General features: G+C 66.1%; 11 protein-coding genes. 2 read left to right on the top strand and 9 right to left on the bottom strand.

Features of this window, described 5'->3' with window-relative positions:
- Nucleotides 1-169: 169 nt before the first annotated feature.
- The 3 genes from B0G80_RS01015 to recC are packed head-to-tail and all read right to left on the bottom strand — an operon-like array spanning nucleotide 170 to nucleotide 9,317.
- Nucleotides 170-2,257 carry an AAA family ATPase gene (locus tag B0G80_RS01015; RefSeq protein ID WP_116116654.1) on the bottom strand — a complete coding sequence of 696 codons (2,088 nt, stop codon included), beginning with the start codon at nucleotides 2,255-2,257 and terminating at the stop codon, nucleotides 170-172.
- Nucleotides 2,254-5,946: an exodeoxyribonuclease V subunit beta gene (recB, locus tag B0G80_RS01010; RefSeq protein WP_116116653.1), complete on the bottom strand. Its 3,693-nt coding sequence runs from the start codon at nucleotides 5,944-5,946 to the stop codon at nucleotides 2,254-2,256. Before recB ends, B0G80_RS01015 begins: the two co-directional genes overlap by 4 nt.
- Nucleotides 5,943-9,317, bottom strand: a complete 3,375-nt coding sequence (gene recC, locus B0G80_RS01005) for an exodeoxyribonuclease V subunit gamma (protein WP_116116652.1) — start codon at nucleotides 9,315-9,317, stop codon at nucleotides 5,943-5,945. Before recC ends, recB begins: the two co-directional genes overlap by 4 nt.
- A gap of 223 nt (nucleotides 9,318-9,540) precedes the next feature.
- On the opposite strand from recC, the gene B0G80_RS01000 reads away from it, so the two are divergent.
- The gene (locus B0G80_RS01000) at nucleotides 9,541-12,096 is read left to right on the top strand and encodes an FUSC family membrane protein (protein WP_116116651.1); all 2,556 of its coding nucleotides are present in this window, start codon (nucleotides 9,541-9,543) and stop codon (nucleotides 12,094-12,096) included.
- A 26-nt stretch (nucleotides 12,097-12,122) separates the two neighbouring features.
- Here B0G80_RS01000 and B0G80_RS00995 read toward each other — a convergent pair whose 3' ends face one another.
- Nucleotides 12,123-12,332, bottom strand: a complete 210-nt coding sequence (locus B0G80_RS00995) for a hypothetical protein (RefSeq protein ID WP_116116650.1) — start codon at nucleotides 12,330-12,332, stop codon at nucleotides 12,123-12,125.
- 199 nt (nucleotides 12,333-12,531) lie between these two features.
- The gene (locus B0G80_RS00990) at nucleotides 12,532-12,999 is read right to left on the bottom strand and encodes an Lrp/AsnC family transcriptional regulator (protein ID WP_181196667.1); all 468 of its coding nucleotides are present in this window, start codon (nucleotides 12,997-12,999) and stop codon (nucleotides 12,532-12,534) included.
- 243 nt (nucleotides 13,000-13,242) lie between these two features.
- Between B0G80_RS00990 and B0G80_RS00985 the strand changes: the two genes are divergently transcribed.
- Nucleotides 13,243-13,812, top strand: a complete 570-nt coding sequence (locus tag B0G80_RS00985; protein ID WP_116116648.1) for a cysteine dioxygenase family protein — start codon at nucleotides 13,243-13,245, stop codon at nucleotides 13,810-13,812.
- 212 nt (nucleotides 13,813-14,024) lie between these two features.
- Here B0G80_RS00985 and B0G80_RS00980 read toward each other — a convergent pair whose 3' ends face one another.
- The 4 genes from B0G80_RS00980 to B0G80_RS00965 form a co-directional block, all read right to left on the bottom strand.
- Nucleotides 14,025-16,652 carry a mechanosensitive ion channel family protein gene (locus B0G80_RS00980; RefSeq protein ID WP_116116646.1) on the bottom strand — a complete coding sequence of 876 codons (2,628 nt, stop codon included), beginning with the start codon at nucleotides 16,650-16,652 and terminating at the stop codon, nucleotides 14,025-14,027.
- Nucleotides 16,653-16,842: 190 nt separating this feature from the next.
- Nucleotides 16,843-17,490, bottom strand: coding sequence for an NAD(P)-dependent oxidoreductase (locus tag B0G80_RS00975; RefSeq protein ID WP_116116644.1), 648 nt, complete (start codon nucleotides 17,488-17,490; stop codon nucleotides 16,843-16,845).
- A 144-nt stretch (nucleotides 17,491-17,634) separates the two neighbouring features.
- Nucleotides 17,635-18,090, bottom strand: a complete 456-nt coding sequence (locus B0G80_RS00970; protein ID WP_116116642.1) for an Rrf2 family transcriptional regulator — start codon at nucleotides 18,088-18,090, stop codon at nucleotides 17,635-17,637.
- A gap of 87 nt (nucleotides 18,091-18,177) precedes the next feature.
- On the bottom strand, nucleotides 18,178-18,651 hold the full coding sequence (locus tag B0G80_RS00965; RefSeq protein ID WP_116119462.1) for a hypothetical protein: 474 nt from the start codon (nucleotides 18,649-18,651) through the stop codon (nucleotides 18,178-18,180).
- Nucleotides 18,652-18,666 lie beyond the last annotated feature (15 nt).

Here is an 18,666-nt window from a genome sequence, read left to right as displayed (position 1 = left end):
TCTGCCTTCCTACCTTCCTGCCGTCCTGCCGTCCTGCCGTCCTGCCGTCCTGCCGTCCTGCTGTTCTGCTGTTCTGCTGTTCTGCTGTTCTGCTGTTCTGCTGTTCTGCTGTTCTGCAGCCTAACCCGCGCGACCAGCTCGCGAAGCAGCCTCCCGCTGTCCAAATCCGCTATTCAGCCCCACGCCACACCTCCGCGATCCGCGCCGCTAACCCCGAGTCGCGCTGTGTCGGCGTCGCAATCGCCTGCGCCAGCACGGCGCGCGCGCCGATCACTTCGACCCGTTCACGCGCGCGCGTGATCGCCGTGTACACCAGTTCGCGCGACAACACCCGACTAAATACGGAAGGCAGCATCAGCACCGCGTGCTCGAACTCGGAGCCCTGCGATTTGTGAACCGTGAGCGCGAACGCTGTGTCGTGCGGCGGCAGCGCCGCCGGCGAGACCGCTCGCAAGCCGCCGTCGCCGGTCCGGAAATACACGCGCAACGCGCCGTTCGCGCCCGGCAGCGCAATCCCGATGTCGCCATTGAAGAGACCGAGCGCGTAATCGTTGCGCGTCACCATGACGGGACGGCCGGCGAACCACTGCGCGCCCACTGCCAGCGTCACGCCCGCCGCGCGCCGCACCTGCGCCGCCATCGCCGCATTTACCTGATCGACGCCGCGCGGTCCGGAACGGGTCGCGCACAAAATGCGAAAACGGTTCAACGCGTCGAACAGTGGCAATGGGTCGGGCGTTTCAGCTGCCAGCGCTGTGGCAAGCGCGTCGGCGTACGGCGCGAAACCTGTGGCGAGCCGTGCGACGGTGCGCTCGGCAAGCGCCGCGTGCGTATCTTCGTGAAGCGCCGCAGCGCACGTTTCTGTCGGATCGGTGCGCAGGACATCGAGCGCGGCGCTCGCCGAGCCATTGCGAATCGCGAGCGACAGACGGCCAATGGGCGATTCCAGGCCGAACCGATAGTTGCGCTCGAGCCAGACGACACAATCGGCTAGCGGGTTCTGCATGGGCGACGCGGCGGCCATGTGCGAAGGTGGTGGCGCGGCGCTTTCGAAAAGGTCGCCAACAGGTAGTTCGTCGAAAGCACCAGGCGAGTCCGTGTGTACAAAAAGATCGTCGTCGGGTGCATCAGGCTGCGCGAAAAAATCCGCGGGCTCCTCGCCGAAGCCTCGCGATGCGCCGGGCAATGCCTGCGCGAGTTGCGTTTCGTCGATGCCGAGCGCGTCGGCGATGCGCCGCAAACCACTTTGCGTGAAAGCCGGGCGCGCGCTGAGTTCGGCGAACACCGCGCCGGCTTCGACGGCGGCGAGCTGGTCCTTGTCGCCGAGCATCACGAGACGAGTCTGCGGCGCGATGGCGTCGAGCAGATGCGCGGCCATGGCGACGTCGATCATCGACGCCTCGTCGATCACGACGACGTCGTAAGGCAGCGGATTATCCCGATGATGCCGGAAGCGTCCTCCCGGCCCGGAGCCGAGCAAACGGTGCAACGTGTACGACGTCTGCGGCAAACGCGCGGCCAGTTCGAGCGGCAAATCGCCGGCGCGCGCGAGCAAGGCCTCCTGCATGCGCTGCGCGGCTTTGCCGGTGGGGGCCGCGAGTGCGACGCGCAGATCCGCGCGTGCATCGAGCAGGCAGGCGAGCACGCCGACCACGGTCGTGGTCTTGCCGGTGCCCGGTCCACCGCTGACAATGGTGAGTTGCCCGGACAGCGCCATGACCGCCGCGACGCGTTGCCAGTCGACCTGGTCGTCCTTCGGCGGACCGAAGTAGCGCAGGAGACGCTGGTGGAGTGTCCCGGCATCGGCCAATCGCCCGACACGCTCTCCCGCCCGCGCATGCGCCACCAACGCGCGCGCAAGCCGCCGCTCGTAGTCGTAGTAGCGAGCCAGATACAGCCGCCCTTGCCCATCGACCACCAGCGGCCGCAACGCCGCCGAGCTTTGCGAACCATCGCTCGCCATGCCGCTGGCGAACAGCGCGGCGCGCACTTCGGCGATCGACGCCTCGAAGCGTCGCGCCAGCACCGCGAGCGGCACGCATACGTGGCCTTCGGCTGTCGCGCGGCTCGCGGCAAACGCGCTCCGCGCCGCCCACTTGACCGCCTCGGCTGACGCGCCGCCACGCCGCGCCAGCGCACCGATGCGGCGCGCAAAACCTTCGGCGAGCGCAATACTGAAATCCGCCGGCGCGGGCAGACTCACGCCGATGTCGTCGAGCTCGGGAGGCGCCGATGCGCTCTGTTCGAACGTGCTCATTGAGCACCTCCGATCATGGCCGCATCGAGCAGCGCGACCAGCTCGAATGCGGGACGCCGCATATGCACGCCTGCTGGACCATCGGCATCGCGCCAATGCGGGCGCACGCCGCGCACGAACAGATACAGATAGCCGCCAATATGCGTGTCGTACGAATAATCGCGCACCCGCGTTCTCAGATAACGATGCAGCGCAACCGTATAAAGCAGCGCCTGCAGGTGATACGCGTGGCTCGCCATGGCCGCTTCGAGCGGAGCCGCGGCGTAGTCGGCAGCGGTGTCGCCCAGATGGTTCGACTTCCAGTCGACGATCCAGAAACGCCCGTCGTACTCGACGATCATGTCGATAAATCCTTTGACAAACCCACGCAACACGCCGGGTTCCAGCGCGACGTCGGGATAGCCATGTTCGATCAACAACTCGCGCAACGCGGGGAAGTCCAGCGACGGCGCGGCGAACAGAAACTCGAGCTCGTTCAGGCGCCGGCGCGGGTTCAGCTTGGCGAGCGTCATGCCGGGCTGCAGTTCGGTGGTGACCACGTCCCTGAGCAGGTTGTGCATCATCGCCGGCAGGCGTGCGGCGAGTTCGGGCACAGCCGGCGCCGGACGCTCGCGCAACGCGCCGCGAATGGCATCGGTCCACGTATGCGGCTCGGTGAAATCAGCGAGTTCGAACATGCGGTGCAGACAGTCGCCCGCAGCGGCGCCGCGCGGAAACGCGAGGATGTCGTCCTCGGCGTAGGCCGGAACCTGAGGCGTGGGCGCGGGCGCGACAACGAGCGCATCGGCAATCTCGTCGTGATCGGGACGCACCTCTTCCACCGGCGCGTGCATCTCTTCGCTCTTACTGCCGGCGGCGATCAGCCCGCTAAAACTCGCCATGCGCCACTGATCGCGCAACGGCCTGCGATTGGCTCGCGCCTGCATGCGCGCGCTGCGGTCCTGGAGGCTTTCGAGCGGCACGCGGCGCGCCGGCCTCGGCAGTGCAGCGAGCGTGATCGGGCCGCCAGCCAGCGCCTGCCAGCGCGCCGACAATGCGGCTTCGTCGGGCGGCTCGGCGAGCCAGTCGCCGAACGCATGACCCTCGCCGGCCACGAGCCAGTTCAACACGCTGCGGCGCGACTCCTTCGTGGAGCGCGAGGACTGGTACGTACCGGCCACCAGATAGCAGCGGTAGACCGCGCGCGTCAACGCCACGTAGACGAGCCGCGCCCGTTCCGCCGCCTGTTCGCGCACCGCGTAGCGCGATGCGTGCTCCGCTTCTTCGTCGTCGCAACCGTAGTGCAGTACCGCGTGGCCCATGTCGTCGTGATACTCGCGCGCATCCGGCAAACCGGACGACGGCGGCTCGCGCAAGCCGCCGTCGTTCAGGAACGGGCAGAACACCACCGCGTATTCGAGCCCTTTCGATTTATGGACCGTGACGATCTGCACGAGATTGCGATCGGACTCAAGCCGCAACTGCGCGTCTTCGCCGCCGCCCTGCGTGCGTTGCGCGGCGAGCCAGCGCAAGGTCGGCGCGATGCCGGGCAGCGTTGCGGCGCGCGCCTGAACGAGTTCGGCCAGATGGTTCACGTTCGTCAGACGACGTTCGCCATCCGCCGCGGCAACCAGCCGTTGCGCGACGCGCAGCTCACGCATCAGCGTGCGCCACATCACCGCGAAACCGCGCTCGTGCCACAGCGTGCGATAGCGCAAGAAACGCTCGACCCAGCCCATCGCGTCGGCGGCGTGCGCGGGATCGTCGGCGACCGATGGCGCGTCGGCGACCTGCTCGAGTCGCCACAACGCGGCGGCGTCGAGACCCAGCCAGTCGGTGGCCAGCGCGGCGCGCAGGCGGCGCAGATCGCCGGGCGTATCGACGGCGGCCAGCACGCGCTCGATCTGCTCGGCGTCGAGCGTCGCGAACACCGACGCCTGCGCCAGTTCCACGCTGCCGACACCCCACGCGGCCAGCACGCGTTTGATCAGACTGCCCTGCTTGTGCGTTTGCACCAGCACCGCGATGTTGCCGGGCGCGAGCGGCTCATCGCCGATCGTCACCGCGCCTTCGCGCGCGCCGCGCAACAAGCGCACGATTTCGGCGGCGCACGCTTCGCTCGCTTCGCGCTGGGCCTCGCGTTTGGTCAGCGCGGCGTCGCCTTGCGGCAAGGTCCAGATACGAAAGTCGCCGGCACTCGCGTCCGGATCGGTGAACGGCGGCCTGCGCCGTTCGCCCGCGCGCACCGGCTGGTAGTCGAGACCTTCCAGCACGAACGCTTGGTGGTTGGCTTTGAAAAGCCGGTTGCACGCCTCGACGATAGGCGCGGTCGAGCGCTGATTCACGGCCAGCGTGTAGCACGCGGATGCCGCCTCACGCGCCGCCAGATAGGTATGCAGATCCGCCGCGCGAAAACTGTAGATCGCCTGCTTCGGATCGCCGACCAGAAACAGCGGGCCGGCCGGCGCGAAGATGCGGCTGAAGATCGCGAACTGCAGCGGATCGGTGTCTTGAAATTCGTCGATCAGCGCGGCGGGATAACGCGTGCGCAACGCGTCGGCAAGCCACGGATGCGCGGCGAGCGCGCGATACAGGTTGGACAGCAGATCGTCGAACGACACCACGCGGCGCGTGCGCTTGCGCGCCACCAGTTCGGCGGGCGCGTAGCCGAGCCAGGTCTGCACGAGCGAGAGCCAGCGCGCGCGTTGCGCGGCCTCGGCCGCGACCACGGCCGCCGCCAGCGCTTCGGCATGCTCGAAGAACGCATGTTCGGGCGGCTCGAACTTGACCTTGGTAGCCTTCTTCAACGCCGAAGCCGTCAGCTTCAACGCGGCCTTCGGCGGCGGCGCATGACAATCGCCCTGCGCGAAGTACTCGGTCCATGCGGCGATCGCGGCGCTCACATGGTCGGGCTTGTGCGACGTCTTGCTCAGACGGTCTTGCGCCTCGGCCAACAAACGGACGATCGAATCGCGCTCCGCATGCCAGAGATCGCACGCGGCGTCGAAGCCGGCTTGCGGATCGGCGCCCGTGCCGCTTGCGTCGACCTTGCCCCAGCGCAATTGCGCCAACGGCTTTTTCAACCGACGCGCGAGTTGTTCGTCGAGTGACGCGGGGCCGGCGCGTTTGGCCACCAGCCACGCGGCGAACGCAGGATGCGCATGCGCCACCGGTTCCACCTGCTCACGCCAGAAGTCAGCCGCCATTTCGAAGCGCAAGGCCGCGTCGTCGGCTTCCATTTCGAAGGCGAACGGCATGGCTGCAGCGAACGGCGCTTCCTGCAACGCGCGCTGACAGAACGCGTGGATGGTGTGGATCGCCGCCTGGTCGAAGGTGCGCAGCGCGCGCCGCACCACTTTCAACGCGTTCTCGCGCGCGATGCCCCGCTCCGGCGCCAGCGTCGTCTCAAAGAGACGGCGGATGAACGGATCGCCGCCGTCGTCGTCCAGGTCGATGGCGCGGTCCAATTCCGCGAGACGCCCGCGTATGCGCTCGTGCAATTCCGCGGTCGCCGCCTTCGTGAACGTGACGACGAGAATCTGATCCGCGTTCAGGTTCTTTTCGAGCAGCAGCCGTACGTACAGCGCGCAAATATTCCAGGTCTTGCCGGTGCCCGCCGACGCCTCGATCTGATTCACGCCGTCGAGCGAACAGGCGAAGACATCGAGTTCTTCGGCGACCAGCGCGTGATGCTTCGTGGCGCCGCTCATGATGCGCTCCGCAGATGTTGCAGGAGCGGCTTGAACACGATCGCGGCGAGGCTGCCGAACAGTTCGTCGAGCATGAGCGGCGTGCCGCGCAAGGCAATGCGCAGGGCGGGGTCGTCGGACTCGCCGCGCACGCGGTCGTTGATCCACACGCCCTGCGCCGCCGAATCGCTTTCGCTGACCTTGGCCCACGCGCTCTTCGGGAAGAAGCGCAGTGGCAGCATGCGGCCTGCCTTGAACAACGCGGCGAGCGGCGCCAGTTCGTCGAGCGGTGCGGCGACCGGCGCGAGCTCGAAGCTCTCGCCGCTGCCATGCCAAACGGTGCGGCGCGGACCGTTTGGCTGCGCGGCGCAATAGACGAGATGCGCGAGCCATGCCGACAGATAGTCGCGGGCGGTAGGTTTGGCGTAGCGGAAAATCACTTGTCCTGTTTCGGTGAGCAGGTTCAGACTGCCGTGCAGTTCCAGCGGCGTTTCGGCGGCTTGACGAAGCTGCGCGTCATGCGGGCCGAACAGCGCACCGGCCGTCCCGGCGCTGTCGGGCCAACGCGGCACGATGTCGAGCACGAATGGCAGTCGCTCGACGCCCGAAGCCACCTCGCGGCGCACGCTGTCGGCGAGTTGACGCAACGCGCCGAGTTCGCGCGCTCTCCACACCGCGCCGGTCGCACCGCCCGGCAATTCCGGGCTCGCTGCCGCCACGCGGCGCACGCGTTCGAACACGACGTCGTCGTCCGTATCGAGGTCGAGCAGCACGGGCAACAGACGGTCCGCCAATGCATCGCGCCCCGCGTAATCCAGGTCGAACGGCTCGGTATCGAGCAATTCGCCTTGTGCCTCCGACAGCACGATACCCAAGCGGTCGCGCAACAGCGCGCGCGCAGGATGCCGCCAGAAACGCACGAATTCATCGAAGGCAATCGGCGCGGGTTCTTCGGGAGGCAACGGTCGATCGAAGAACGGCGCCGCGGCCGGATGTGTAGGCGCGGCCAGCAACGTGGCCAGTTCGGCGCGGTCCGCGTCATAGCTGAACAGCCCGGATTGCGACGAGAAATAGTCCGACGCGAACGCCTGCAACGGATGATCGACGATGAACGCATGTCGCGCGCGCTCGACTTCCGCAGGACTCGCGCCCTCGCCCGCCGACGCCTGCGCGAGATGGTCGAGCAATTCGTCGACCAGCGCGGCCGGCGGCAACGGCGCGTTGTCGCGAATGCTCCGCCCCGTATAAGCGATGAAGAGACGATCGCGCGCCGCGAGCAGAAGGTCGAGGAACAGATTGCGCTCATCGTCACGCCGTTGACGGTCGCCGGCTTTGCCGAACGCGGCCATCAGATCGAACTCGTCGGCGCGCGCAAGACTCGGCAACACGCCGTCGTCCATGCCGAGCAGGCAGACGACGCGATACGGCAAGCCGCGCAAACTCGTCAACGACGAAAACGTCACGCTGCCCCAAGGCACGCCGCCGCGCGCGGGGTCGTCGAGTGCCTCGGTGAGTGCGCCGCGCACCACCGCGGCAGGTATCCCGACTTCCTGCGCGCCGGCCTGCATCGCGTCGCCCATCTTGTCGATCGCGTCGCGCACGGCGGCGAGCGAATCGGCGAACTCGACGCCGCCGTCGAAACACTGCGCCAGCGTTTCGAGCAGCAGTTGCGTCCATTCGGAGGGCGTGCGCTCGATCGCGCAATTCGCCGCGAAGCTCTCGATGTCGTCCACGAAACGCGACAGGCGGCCGAGCAATTCCGCTTCCGAACCGTCGGCGCCTTCGACCGGCAGCCAGGCATCGACCGGTTCGCCGCCGTCCGGCATCGCGTAGCCGAGATAGAGACGCGTGAGCGCATCCGCGAACGTATGGCGGGCGATCGGCACGTGCTCGCCGGACGGCTCGACCGGCGCGAGCCCGCGACGCGCCCCTGCCGCCGCCAGCCATTCCTGCGCGGCTTCGAGCGAGCTGGCGTCAATGCCGTAACGCACGGCAATCGCGTCGACGCGCAGCCATTCGATCAGATCCGGCGCACCCACGCTGCGCTCGGGCAAGGCCAGCCAATCGAGCAGCAAACGTGCAACCGGATTGGCCTGCGAGGGTGGCAAGCCGGTAATCCGATACGGAATGCGGCGCGTGTCGCCGGGCGGCGTCGTGCCGAACACGGCGTCGATCAGAGGACCGGCCGCCGCGAGGTCGGACACGGCGACCAGCACGTCGGACGGCTGGAGGTCGTCGAACTCGTCGAACCAGCCGAGCAGACGATCGTGCAGCACTTCGAGTTGGCGCGACAGGCTGTGGCAGACGTGAACTTCGATGCCGCTCTCGATCGGCAGTTCGTCAGCCTCAGTCTCGTCCTGCAGATTGAGAATGCCGTTCTGCACGGCGGCGAGCCAACTCGGCTCCGGGTTCTCGGTGAAATCGCCGGCCTCGCCTGAAGCAGCGCTCTCAGTCAACTCGTGCAGCATGTGCAACTGCGCCTGGGTCTGGCGGCCCCACTCGGCAAGCAGTGGATGGCCGACTTCCTGATAGTCGAGCTGGCCGGCGGCGTCGAGCGCTTCGACGCGCCCCGCGCTGACGACGTCGAACCAGAACTCGCGGCACGGATTCATCACGTACAGCCGCACGTCGATCCAACGCGAGAGCGCGCGCAGCAACGCCACATGCAACGGCGGCATGGTCGGCAGCGCGAATACGCTGACCGCCTCGGGCCACTGCGCATTCGAAATCGCCTCGAGGTCGAGCGTGCCGATTTCGTCGAGAAAACGATAAGCGGGCGGCAATGCAGCCGCGGCAGATTGCGCGTCGCCTGAAAGCTCCGTCAGCACAGCGCGCCACAATGCCGCTTGCCAACGCTCGTCCTCGCGCGCCGCTTCACTCGCGCCGACAAGGCGCGGACCGGTGTCGTCAGCCGCGCCGCTCGCGAAGATCGAGCCGCCCTTCTGCCATTGCAGCAGCCATTCCGGGCGATAGGTCAGATAGTGGTCGAGCACGGTCGCCACGCGGCGCGCGAGTTCATAGCGCATCGACGCGTCCGCTGCATCGAGATACGTGCGTAGACGCGGCGACGCATTCCACGGTAGCGCTTCGTCAGCCTCGCCCAACAGCCGGTAGCAACGCCACACGAGCCGGTCCGGCGCGAACGGCGAATGCTTCGGCACCTCGATCACGCCGCCGATCTGCGCCCATAGCCATTGCGCGAGATAACCAAAGTTGACATTCGCGCAGATGCCCTGGCGCGCGGCGATATCCAGTTCGAGCCGGCGCCGCACCGCCGCGCTCGGGACGATCACGGGCTGCGCGGTCCACGGATCGGACGGCGTTTGTGCCAGGTCGTCGAGCAGCGCGCCGACAAGGGTTTCGTAGCGATTCGAGTAGAAGAGCTGGAGCATGGATCCTGAGGCTTGCGGGCGGCATGGGCGGAACGCCCCAAGCCGCGACAGACATTGAAGCGACAGCATAACAAACGCATCCCCAGGGCAGAACCTGGCCGAACGGACGAGGTCAGATCAGCCATAAAATCAGTTAGACTCGACGGCAGTTCGGGCTGCCCGGGTTTGCTTGGGTCTGCCCCATCAACCGCGGTTTTCTCAGTGAATGGAATCCAGGCAGTCGATGCGTTATTCGGTTGAAATAAAAAAATTCCTCTACAGCCAGTACTTTTATGGCGGCCTGCGCATCGCAGTCGGCGTGTCGTTACCGGCGGTTCTGTGTCTGATCGTGTTTCACGATCGCGAGCTCGGCTTCACGATCGCGACCGGCGCGCTCGGCGCGTGCGTGGTGGATATGCCGGGGCCGCTCAAGTACAAGCACAACGAGATGCTGGCGTGCACGGTGATCGGCTTCCTGTCCGCGCTTGCCACCGGGCTCGCCACGGTGAACGCGGTGGCGCTGTGGTGCACGGTCGTGCCGCTCACCTTCCTGCTGTCCTTGATCGTCGTATACGGCAACCGCTGGCCTCAGATCAGCTTCGCCACGCTGTTCATGATGATCATGACGCTGGAAGAGCACTTCACGCCCATACAGGCGCTCGTCAACGCTTCGTGGATTCTGGTGGGCGGCCTCTGGTACACCTACTGGTCGACCTTCGTGAGCCGCTGGATGATGCATCGCATCGAACAGCAGGCGCTGGCCGAAAGCGTGTTCGCGTGCGCCGACTATCTGCTGGCGCGCGCCGAGTTCTACGACCTCGATAACGATCTCGACGAGTGCTATCGCAACCTCGTCGACAAGCAGATCACCGCGGTGGAGCGCCAGGACGCCGCGCGCGACATCGTGCTGCGCAATCTGCCCAGATTCAAGAGCGGCAAGCTCGAACCACGCCGCGCCATGCTGTTCAATCTTTTCATCAACACGGTCGATCTTCACGAGCTGTTCGTTGGCGCCCATACCGATTACCCGCTGGTGCGCACCACGTTCGGCGGCTCGGATCTGCTGGTGTTCTACCGCGACCTGATTCGCAAGGCGGCTGCCGATCTGGAAGAGATTGGCCTTGCGGTACTGCAGAACCAGGCGCCGCGTGGGCGCGTGAACGTGAAGGCGGAATTGCGCGCCATCGAGTTCGAAATCGAGCTGATGCGCAAGCAGGATCTGCCGGCAAAAAACCACGAGGCGTATTCGGCGATCTCGTCGACTTTCCGGCGCGTCTGGAGCGCCACGCGTCTGATCGACAAGATGCGCAAAAGTCTCTCCAGCGAGCCCAGCACGAGCGAGACCGAACTGCGGCTCGATCAGGCGCTCACGCGTTTCGTATCGAGCCGGCGCGTGCCGTTCGGGCAGATCTTCTCGAATCTGACCATGGCCTCGCCGAGCTTCCGCCACGCGTTGCGCGTGACGATTGCCGTCGCCGTGGGCTTCTGGCTCGGGCGGCTGCTGCCGCTCACCAATGCCTACTGGATCGTGATGACCACCGTCATCATCCTGAAGCCCGGCTATTCGCTGACCAAACAGCGCAACGGACAGCGGATTGTCGGCACGCTGATCGGCTGCGCGGCGAGTATCGCGCTGATGATCTTCGTCAAGGAGCCCCACATCCTGCTGGCCGTGATGTTCGCGTCGATGGTGATGAGCTACAGCCTGCTGCTGTTCAATTACACGGCGAGCGTGGTGTTCACCTCGTCGTATGTGCTGCTCATGTTCCATCTGCTCGCGCCGGGCAGCATGCGCATCATCGGCGAGCGCGCGATCGACACCGTGGTGGGCTGCGCGATCGCGATCGCGGCGAGCCATCTGTTCCCGTACTGGGAATATCGCTTGATGGGCAAGCTGGTCAACAACATGATCAACGCGACGCGGCAGTATCTGGAAGCGAGCTGGTGGTGGAGCGGCAAGCCGGCCGCCGCGGTGGTCGCTACCGTGACCGAAGCCGGGGCGCGTGCGCCGACGGCGGCGATGGCCGATCCGGCGATCGACTTCGGCAAGCCGGTGTTGGCGGCGGCCGGTGGTGCGGCGCGCGGCGGCGGCAGCGTTGCAAACGGTCACGCCAGCGCTGGTGCGGGCGGTAGCGCGAAGGCTGGCGCAAACGGTGTCGCTAATGCGGCGGCGACAGCGTCCCTTGGCGCAACGGCGAAACCAATCGCCGACGCCGGCGCCAGTGCGGGCACGACCACGGTCAGCAACCCGACCGCGAAGCCCGTCTCCGGCGCCTCCGCTGCCGCTGCCGCGGCGGCGACTGCGCTCGATCGCGACTACCGCTACCGGCTCGCCCGCAAGAACGTTCACGTAGCGTTCGCCAATCTGGGCCAGGCATTTCAGCGCATGATGCTCGAACCGAAGTCCGCGCAGAAGTTCGTGCCGGAGTTGAACGGCCTGCTGGTGCGCAGCCACGTGCTCGCCTCGCAGATCACCGCGGCCGCGCCACTGCTGCGCACTTCGGCGCAACAGCAGGTCGACGGCGTCTCGCTGCAACCGCTGCAGCGCGCGCTGAGCGTCGTGCGCGACAATCTCACCGAGGCTGAAACCGGCACCGCGCCGGCCGCCGATCAAAACGAGCAGATCAAACTGCTGGGCCGCGAACTCGATGCGATGGTGGTCGAAACGGAGAAATCGCCGGACTATTCGGCGGATGCCGTGCATGACATGAAATTGCTTGCGCATCAGTGCAAGCAGATGCTGTCAGCGGCGGCGCAGATTCGCAAGGATGCGAGCGTGATTCGCCTGCCGGACGAGTGAAAAATGGCGTCGACGTGCGCGTCGCCCTATTGAGCAACGCCGCTTGCCGGCTTGGCGGCAGTCGCCGCTGCGGCCGCACCCGACGAAATCGACGGCGCCTCTGCATTCTGGCGGTCGAAGTCGTGCTTTTCCTTGATGGCGTTATAGAAGAGCGTGGCGATCACCAGCAACACCGCGACCACGATGAACGCAGCAATGCCAAAGGTCGGGTTCTTCTTGCGCGGAGGTTTGTTCATGAGGCGGGCTCGGTTCGCGAAGCAGTCGCGGATGGTGTCTGGGAAGGCGGCATTCTACGCCCACTGAGCTTGCACACAGCTTGCAGCGGCCGGGCTCAATGGCATGGGCATGTGAGCTTGCGGGAAAGCCTCGGCTGTCGCCGCGTGCTCGTATGATTCGCTGTTTGAAAAGCAGCAAACGGCGCACCCGCTGCCCCACCTACCTCACCATGGCCGGTCTCACCGGCAACGCCGTCGAATATTTGATCTGCTCCATCGCAAAACTCGAACTCACGTCGTACAGCGGCACTGCGGCGATCAGTTGCTTGTACACACGGTCATAGTCGTCGATGTCAGACACCACCACGCGCAGCAGGTAATCGGTTTCGCCGCTCATCCGGTACACCTCCACCACTTCCGGAATCTCCTGCACCGCATGCGTGAAGGTTCGCGCCCACTCCTCCGTGTGCTGATTGGTGCGCACCGCGACGAACACCGTCGTGCCCACGCCGAGTTTGCGCGCGTCGCACAGCGCGACCTGCGCGCGGATCACGCCCGCCTCTTTCAGACGCTGCAGCCGCTTCCAGCACGGCGTTTGCGACAGATTCACGCGTTGCGCCAGTTCGGCGATCGGCATGGTCGCGTCCGCTTGCAGCAACTCCAGCAGCTTCCGGTCGATGATATCCATTCCCGTCATGACATCCCCATAGGAAATTATTCTACTTTTCAGATTCCAGAGGGAATTATATGGAAACTCTTTCTCCAGGCAAACCGGTATAAATATCCCTATCCGAAAACAACCGATGAGCAGCCCAGCCGCTGCCTGATCATCATGAGTCAAGACCTCCGCTCCGCATCCCTCGAATGCCTCCAAGCCCAACGCTTGCTACCCGTCAACGCGGCTCAGGCGGCCTCGTGCGAGCAGGTGGACATGTTGTTGCGCGCCGTGCGCAACGCGCCGCTCGCGCGCCTCTGCGACACCCTGGACGCGATATTCGACGCCTGCGCCCATTTCCCCGAACCTTCAGATTCGACCTTTTTCGCGCGCAGCATGCGCGTGGCGCTCGCCGAGGCGGCGGCAAACCCGGAATTGCTCACGGCGGCACAACGCGAAGGCGCGGTCGAGAAATACCGGCGTCATCTGCTGGCTGCCGATCCGCACGGCCGCTACGCGATCGCCGCGCTGGTGTGGCTGCCGCAACAGGCGAGCCCCGTGCATGCGCACCACACGTGGTGCGGCTACGCCGTGGTGGACGGCACGCTGAGCGAAACAGTATTCGAATGGAACGGCGCGCAGCATTGCGCGAGCGCCACGCGCACACAAGCGCGCAAAGCGGGCGCGGTGTCGTTCGTGCGCGGTGGGCGTGGCGGGATTCATGAGCTGGGTAATCGCAGCGAAGCGCCGGCCGTTTCGCTGCATATTTACGGCGTCGCGGGCGCGCAGATCGCGACACACGTCAATGACATCGTGCGTACGGCGGATGTGCCGGCGCTGGCCTGAAACGACATGCGGCACGGGTGCCCGGCACATCTGCGCCCCCGACCCTTGTGACACGCAAAACGGGCACGCGCGCCGTGCCCGCTGAAACTCACGTCCAGCGTGAACCGCGCGGCTTCGTCGCAAGCCGGACATGCAAAAGTAGCGTGTGACCTCGCGCGCTCGCATGGACACGACGCGGGCACGAAAGACCAACTTCCCACTCCCGGCAGCTATCAACTCTTCCCACCCGCCTCGCCTGCCGTCGGAATCTGTGGCGGAATCGGCGCGGTTTGCCCGGTCGGCGGCGGCGCCGGCCGCGGTTCGTGCGACACATCGCGTGCGACGGCAAGCGGCGCATGCACCGCCCGCGCCGCCGATGCCGCGCCAGCCTGCGCATGCTCATGCGGATGCGCAGCGATTCCCGACACTTCGTCGTCCTGCAAAGGCTGCCCTTCGCTATCTTTCGACGACGTGTACACACGCATCTGCGGCACCGGAATCTCGATACCCGCTTCGTCCATCTTGCGCTTCAGACGCAGATTGAAGGCGCGCGCCACGCTCCACTGCTGCAACGGTCGCGTCTTGATCTGCCCTTTCACGACCATCCAGTTCGGATCGAACCGGTCCAGCCCCCACACCTCGATCGGCCCAAGCATCTCGCGCCGGTAACGGAAGTCGGCCATCAGATCCGCGCCGACTTCGCGAATCAGTTGCGTGATCTGATCGACGTCGGTGGTGAACGACATGCGCACTTCGAACACGGCGTACGCGAAGTCGCGCGAGAGGTTCTTGACGATCTTGATCTGCGAGAACGGGATCGCGTGAATGGCGCCCTGACCGTCGCGCAGCCGCACGGTACGGATCGACAGATGCTCGACCGTGCCCGCGTGGCCGCCGTCCACGTCGATCCAGTCGCCCACCGAAATCGTATCCTCGATGATGATGAACAGCCCCGTGATCAGGTCAGTCACGAGCGATTGCGCACCGAAACCGATCGCGAGGCCGATCACGCCGGCGCCCGCCAGCAGCGGCGTGACATTGATGCCGAGATTCGCCGCCGTCACGATGCCGGCGATCGTCATGATCGAGACCAGCAGGACGTTGCGCACCAGCGGCAGCATCGTGCGGGCGCGCATGCTCGGCGCACGGGCCTTATTGCGCGGCCCGGCGGGATTGAGCGCCTCGGTGATCGCCGTGTCGACCAGAATCCACAACAGCCAGGCAATGAACACAGTGGCGACGATCGCCGTCACCGCATGCGCAATACCGCGTGCGGCAACGTTTTCCTCGACCACCGCGGCGAGCGACACACCCCACAAACGCGCGGCCAGCTCGAAGAAGAACAGCCAGATGAAGAGAGTCAGCAGCGTGCCGAAAAAGCGCAGCAAGCGTGTCAGATAGGGCGAGCGGCGACGCGCGCGCGCACTGCGCGGGCGCGTCAGACGCAGCACGATGGCCGACAGGAAAAACGCCAGCACCAGCAGGGCCGCGGTTACCACCGAAATCTGCAGCACGTTTTCGCTGGAGCCCGACCCGCCGAGCGTCGCCACCACCGAAGCGGTGGCCAGCACCAGCACGGGCACGTGCCACAGCGCGGCGAGCACCTCGAAGGCGTCGGTCGCGGCCTTGTGATTGGTGCGCTGCTCGTAAGGCCGGTTGCGGATCAGATGCGCGACCGGCCGGCGAAACGCGAGCGCGAAATAGCCCGTCAGCACAGCGGCCGTCATGTTGGCCGCCGTCGAAATCAAGGCGGCGAGGTTCGAGCCGAGTTGATGCGCGACGTCGTAATTGACGGCGGCGTCGCCGAGCGCGCCGCACACGCCGACCACGAACAGCACGCGTCGCGCATGATCGATCAGCAGGCGCACGGCGATCCGCCGGTGCCCCGAGCCGAACAGCGAAAACATGATCAGACAGATCGCCGAAAACACCGCGCCCGCGACGATCGCATACGCGACCACCATGCCGAGCGTACGGCCGAGCGCGTCGGGCATGGCGCGCACGAACAGCAGCGCGGCCACGAAGGCGATGATCCAGGGGCCGACGCGACGCAGCGCGAAGATCAGCAGTTCGCGCGTGGTGGGATTCGGCTGCAATCCCATGACAATGCCGAAGCGCCGGTACAGGCGATGCTGCACATAGATGAGCGCGCCGGCGCAGGCGCCCCAGCCCGCCAGCATCGCCGCCATCGAAAACAGAATCCGGCCGAAGCTCTCGTGCCCCTGCCCGGAGACGATCGTGTAGAGCTCATTGCCCGCCGCGTTGAAGCGGCCGCCCCAATAGCGGACCGGCGTACGGCCTTGATGCACGTCCGATTCGAACGACGCGATGCCCGACGCGATCGCGCCGAGCAGGCCGGCGCTCGGCTGCGCAGGCGCGGGCGGCGCGACGTTTTGCGAGACGTCGCGCAATTTTTTGAGCTGGGTGACGAGCGCGGTGCGCTGGCGGTCGTTATCGAGCGTGGAGATCACGCTGTCGAGCGAGCGCGCCAATTCCGCCTGGCTGGCCGGCGACGGCGCGGACGCCTCCTCCGCGGCCGAAGCGCCTGAAGCGGAGGACGCGGGGGTCGCCGAGACCGTCGCGCTGTTGATCAGGCTCTGCAAGGCCGGGATGACGGGCGTCCCGGTGGGGGCGCCCGCGGCAAACGCGTTCGCGGGCAACCAGCCGACGGCACTCAGGATCAGCGCGACAAAAACTGCGGCCGCCCATGCGCCGAACCGTGCGGCGAGTGGCGGGCGCGCGCCACGGCGGGCCTCGCATGCGCTACGGTCAGAAGAAAAATGAAAGGCGGCGTGGGTCGCCGGCTGCCCGCCGTTGGACGGCGCAGCCTCGGACTCACGCCGCGACGGGCATGACTGCATGGCAATCCGTAAGAAAACGGGAGACGCCAGTGTATCCGCACTTTTATCGGGAGCGACCGAACTTGCGTAACCGAATGTTAGGACGCTTGCGCGGGCTCAAGCGTTGTGAGGACCGCGCGCGAGTCCTGACGTCGCGTTGGCGTTGGCGTCGGCGGTGCCCGCGCGCGGCCCGTTCAGCCTCGTTTCCGGCTCAATAAGCGACCGTTGCGACCTGACGGATGAAACGGCCCTGCTCCAGTTCATCGACGAAAGCAACGGCGTAGTCTTCCGCGGAAACGCGGCTATTGCCCTCGGCATCGGCCAGCAACGTGTTCGCGCCCGTGCGGAATTTGCCCGTGCGCTCGCCCGGCGCGATGATCGCGGCCGGCGCGAAGAAGGTCCAGTCGAGGTCGGTCGCGCTGCGGTAGTCGTCGAGTACTTTCCGATGCTCGAGCGCGATGGCCTTGTAGGCGTCAGGAAAGCCTTCCGAATCGACCAGTTGCTTGCCCGGCGCCACTTCGAGCGAACCCGCGCCGCCCACCACGACGAGGCGCTTCAGGCCCGCCGCGCGCACGCCTTCGATAAGCGCGCGAGTCGCTTTGCCGAGCGCCGCGAGATCGTCTTGCGGCGGCGCATAGGCGCTCGCCACCACGTCGTGGCCGCGCACCGCCGCGCCGACGCTCGCGGCATCGAGCAGATCCGCTTGCGCCGCTTTCAGATTCGCCACGTCGGTCGGCACGCGCGCCGGATTGCGCGCCAGGGCCGTCACCTGATGCCCGCGGCGGGCCGCTTCGGTGGCGATCCGCGAACCAATCATGCCGGTGGCGCCGAACAATGCGATCTTCAACTGTTTGCTCATTTTCACTGCTCCTGTCGTTAGCATATATGTAACTGTATCAATTACATATAACGCGGAAAAAAGAGGGGCTTGAGCCCCCGTTCGTTGAGAGGCGCATGTTGCGATTGACCGCCACGCGCCCTTCCGTACTGCTTTTTTGCTACGTCACCCGTGCGAGCGCTTCTTGCGTTCGCGCTGCTTTTCGGCACGCACCACGTCGGCTGTGGCGTCGGCCAGCGTGCGCGCGCCGAGCGAGGCTTCCATGGCTTGCTGCGCTTCGTCGATGATGCCGCGCAGTACGCCTTGGATATTGCGCCCGACCATGCACGCCGGATTCGGCTCCTCGCGATGCAACGCGAACAATTGCGCGTCGTCTACCGCACGATACACCTCGAGCAGCGTGATCTGCTCCGGCGCCCGGGCCAGCAGCGCGCCGCCGCCCGCGCCGAGCTGCGAGGTGGTGAGGCCCGCTTCCGCCAGCATGCTCAGAAGCCGCCGGATCAGCGCGGGATTCGTATTCACGCTCCCCGCGATCATGTCCGACGACAACGGCGCGCCCTCCTGCAACGACAGCAGCGCGAGCACATGCACCGCGAATGCAAACCGGCTACTCGTGTTCACAACAAACCCGCCCGGCGACGACAATGTGTAACCATAGTAATTACATTTAATCCGACTGTCAAACGATATGGCGAGCCAGCCGGCATGTCACTTGTCCATCTGCTTTTGCGCATCGCCGGATTCGCCCGATGACGACGAAGCCGCCGCATTCGTCGACGACGCCGAGCTTTGCGCCGACCATTCCTGGAGCTTGCGCCCCGCCGATTCGAGCCCCTGCCCGGTCAGCGACGCAGCCTTGCCGAGTTGCGCATTGGTGGCGCTCGCCGCGCTTTGCAGGTTCGCTTGCGCCGTCGAAGCCAACGCGTTGGGGTCGATCTTGATCGTGGGCGCCGAGGCCGAGTCGAGGTTCTGCTGCGCGGCGGACTTCGTCGCGTCGACCTGCTGGCCGACGTAGCTGGCGGCCTGATCGAGCTTCTGGCCGGCGACCTGGGCCGCGTCGTTGAGCTTGCCGGCAACCTGGCCGGCGGACGCGTCGTTCTTCTGACAGGCGGCGAGGCCGCCGAACACGACGGCAACGAACGCGGCACGGCGCAGCAAGGATGAACGGATGGATAAAATCATGATTGTGTGTGAGCC

Source organism: Paraburkholderia sp. BL6669N2 (assembly GCF_003387275.1).
Taxonomy (GTDB): Bacteria; Pseudomonadota; Gammaproteobacteria; order Burkholderiales; family Burkholderiaceae; genus Paraburkholderia.
This window is presented reverse-complemented; position numbering and strand designations above follow the sequence as displayed.

Excerpts from the sequence above, each read along its gene's own strand:
- B0G80_RS00990 (WP_181196667.1), bottom strand. The coding sequence starts at position 12,999 with ATGGATATCATCGACCGGAAGCTGCTGGAGTTGCTGCAAGCGGACGCG.
- B0G80_RS00985 (WP_116116648.1), top strand. The coding sequence starts at position 13,243 with ATGTTGTTGCGCGCCGTGCGCAACGCGCCGCTCGCGCGCCTCTGCGAC.
- B0G80_RS00975 (WP_116116644.1), bottom strand. The coding sequence starts at position 17,490 with ATGAGCAAACAGTTGAAGATCGCATTGTTCGGCGCCACCGGCATGATT.
- recB (WP_116116653.1), bottom strand. The coding sequence starts at position 5,946 with ATGAGCGGCGCCACGAAGCATCACGCGCTGGTCGCCGAAGAACTCGAT.
- B0G80_RS00965 (WP_116119462.1), bottom strand. The coding sequence starts at position 18,651 with ATGATTTTATCCATCCGTTCATCCTTGCTGCGCCGTGCCGCGTTCGTT.
- B0G80_RS01000 (WP_116116651.1), top strand. The coding sequence starts at position 9,541 with ATGCGTTATTCGGTTGAAATAAAAAAATTCCTCTACAGCCAGTACTTT.
- B0G80_RS00995 (WP_116116650.1), bottom strand. The coding sequence starts at position 12,332 with ATGAACAAACCTCCGCGCAAGAAGAACCCGACCTTTGGCATTGCTGCG.
- B0G80_RS01015 (WP_116116654.1), bottom strand. The coding sequence starts at position 2,257 with ATGAGCACGTTCGAACAGAGCGCATCGGCGCCTCCCGAGCTCGACGAC.
- B0G80_RS00980 (WP_116116646.1), bottom strand. The coding sequence starts at position 16,652 with ATGCAGTCATGCCCGTCGCGGCGTGAGTCCGAGGCTGCGCCGTCCAAC.
- recC (WP_116116652.1), bottom strand. The coding sequence starts at position 9,317 with ATGCTCCAGCTCTTCTACTCGAATCGCTACGAAACCCTTGTCGGCGCG.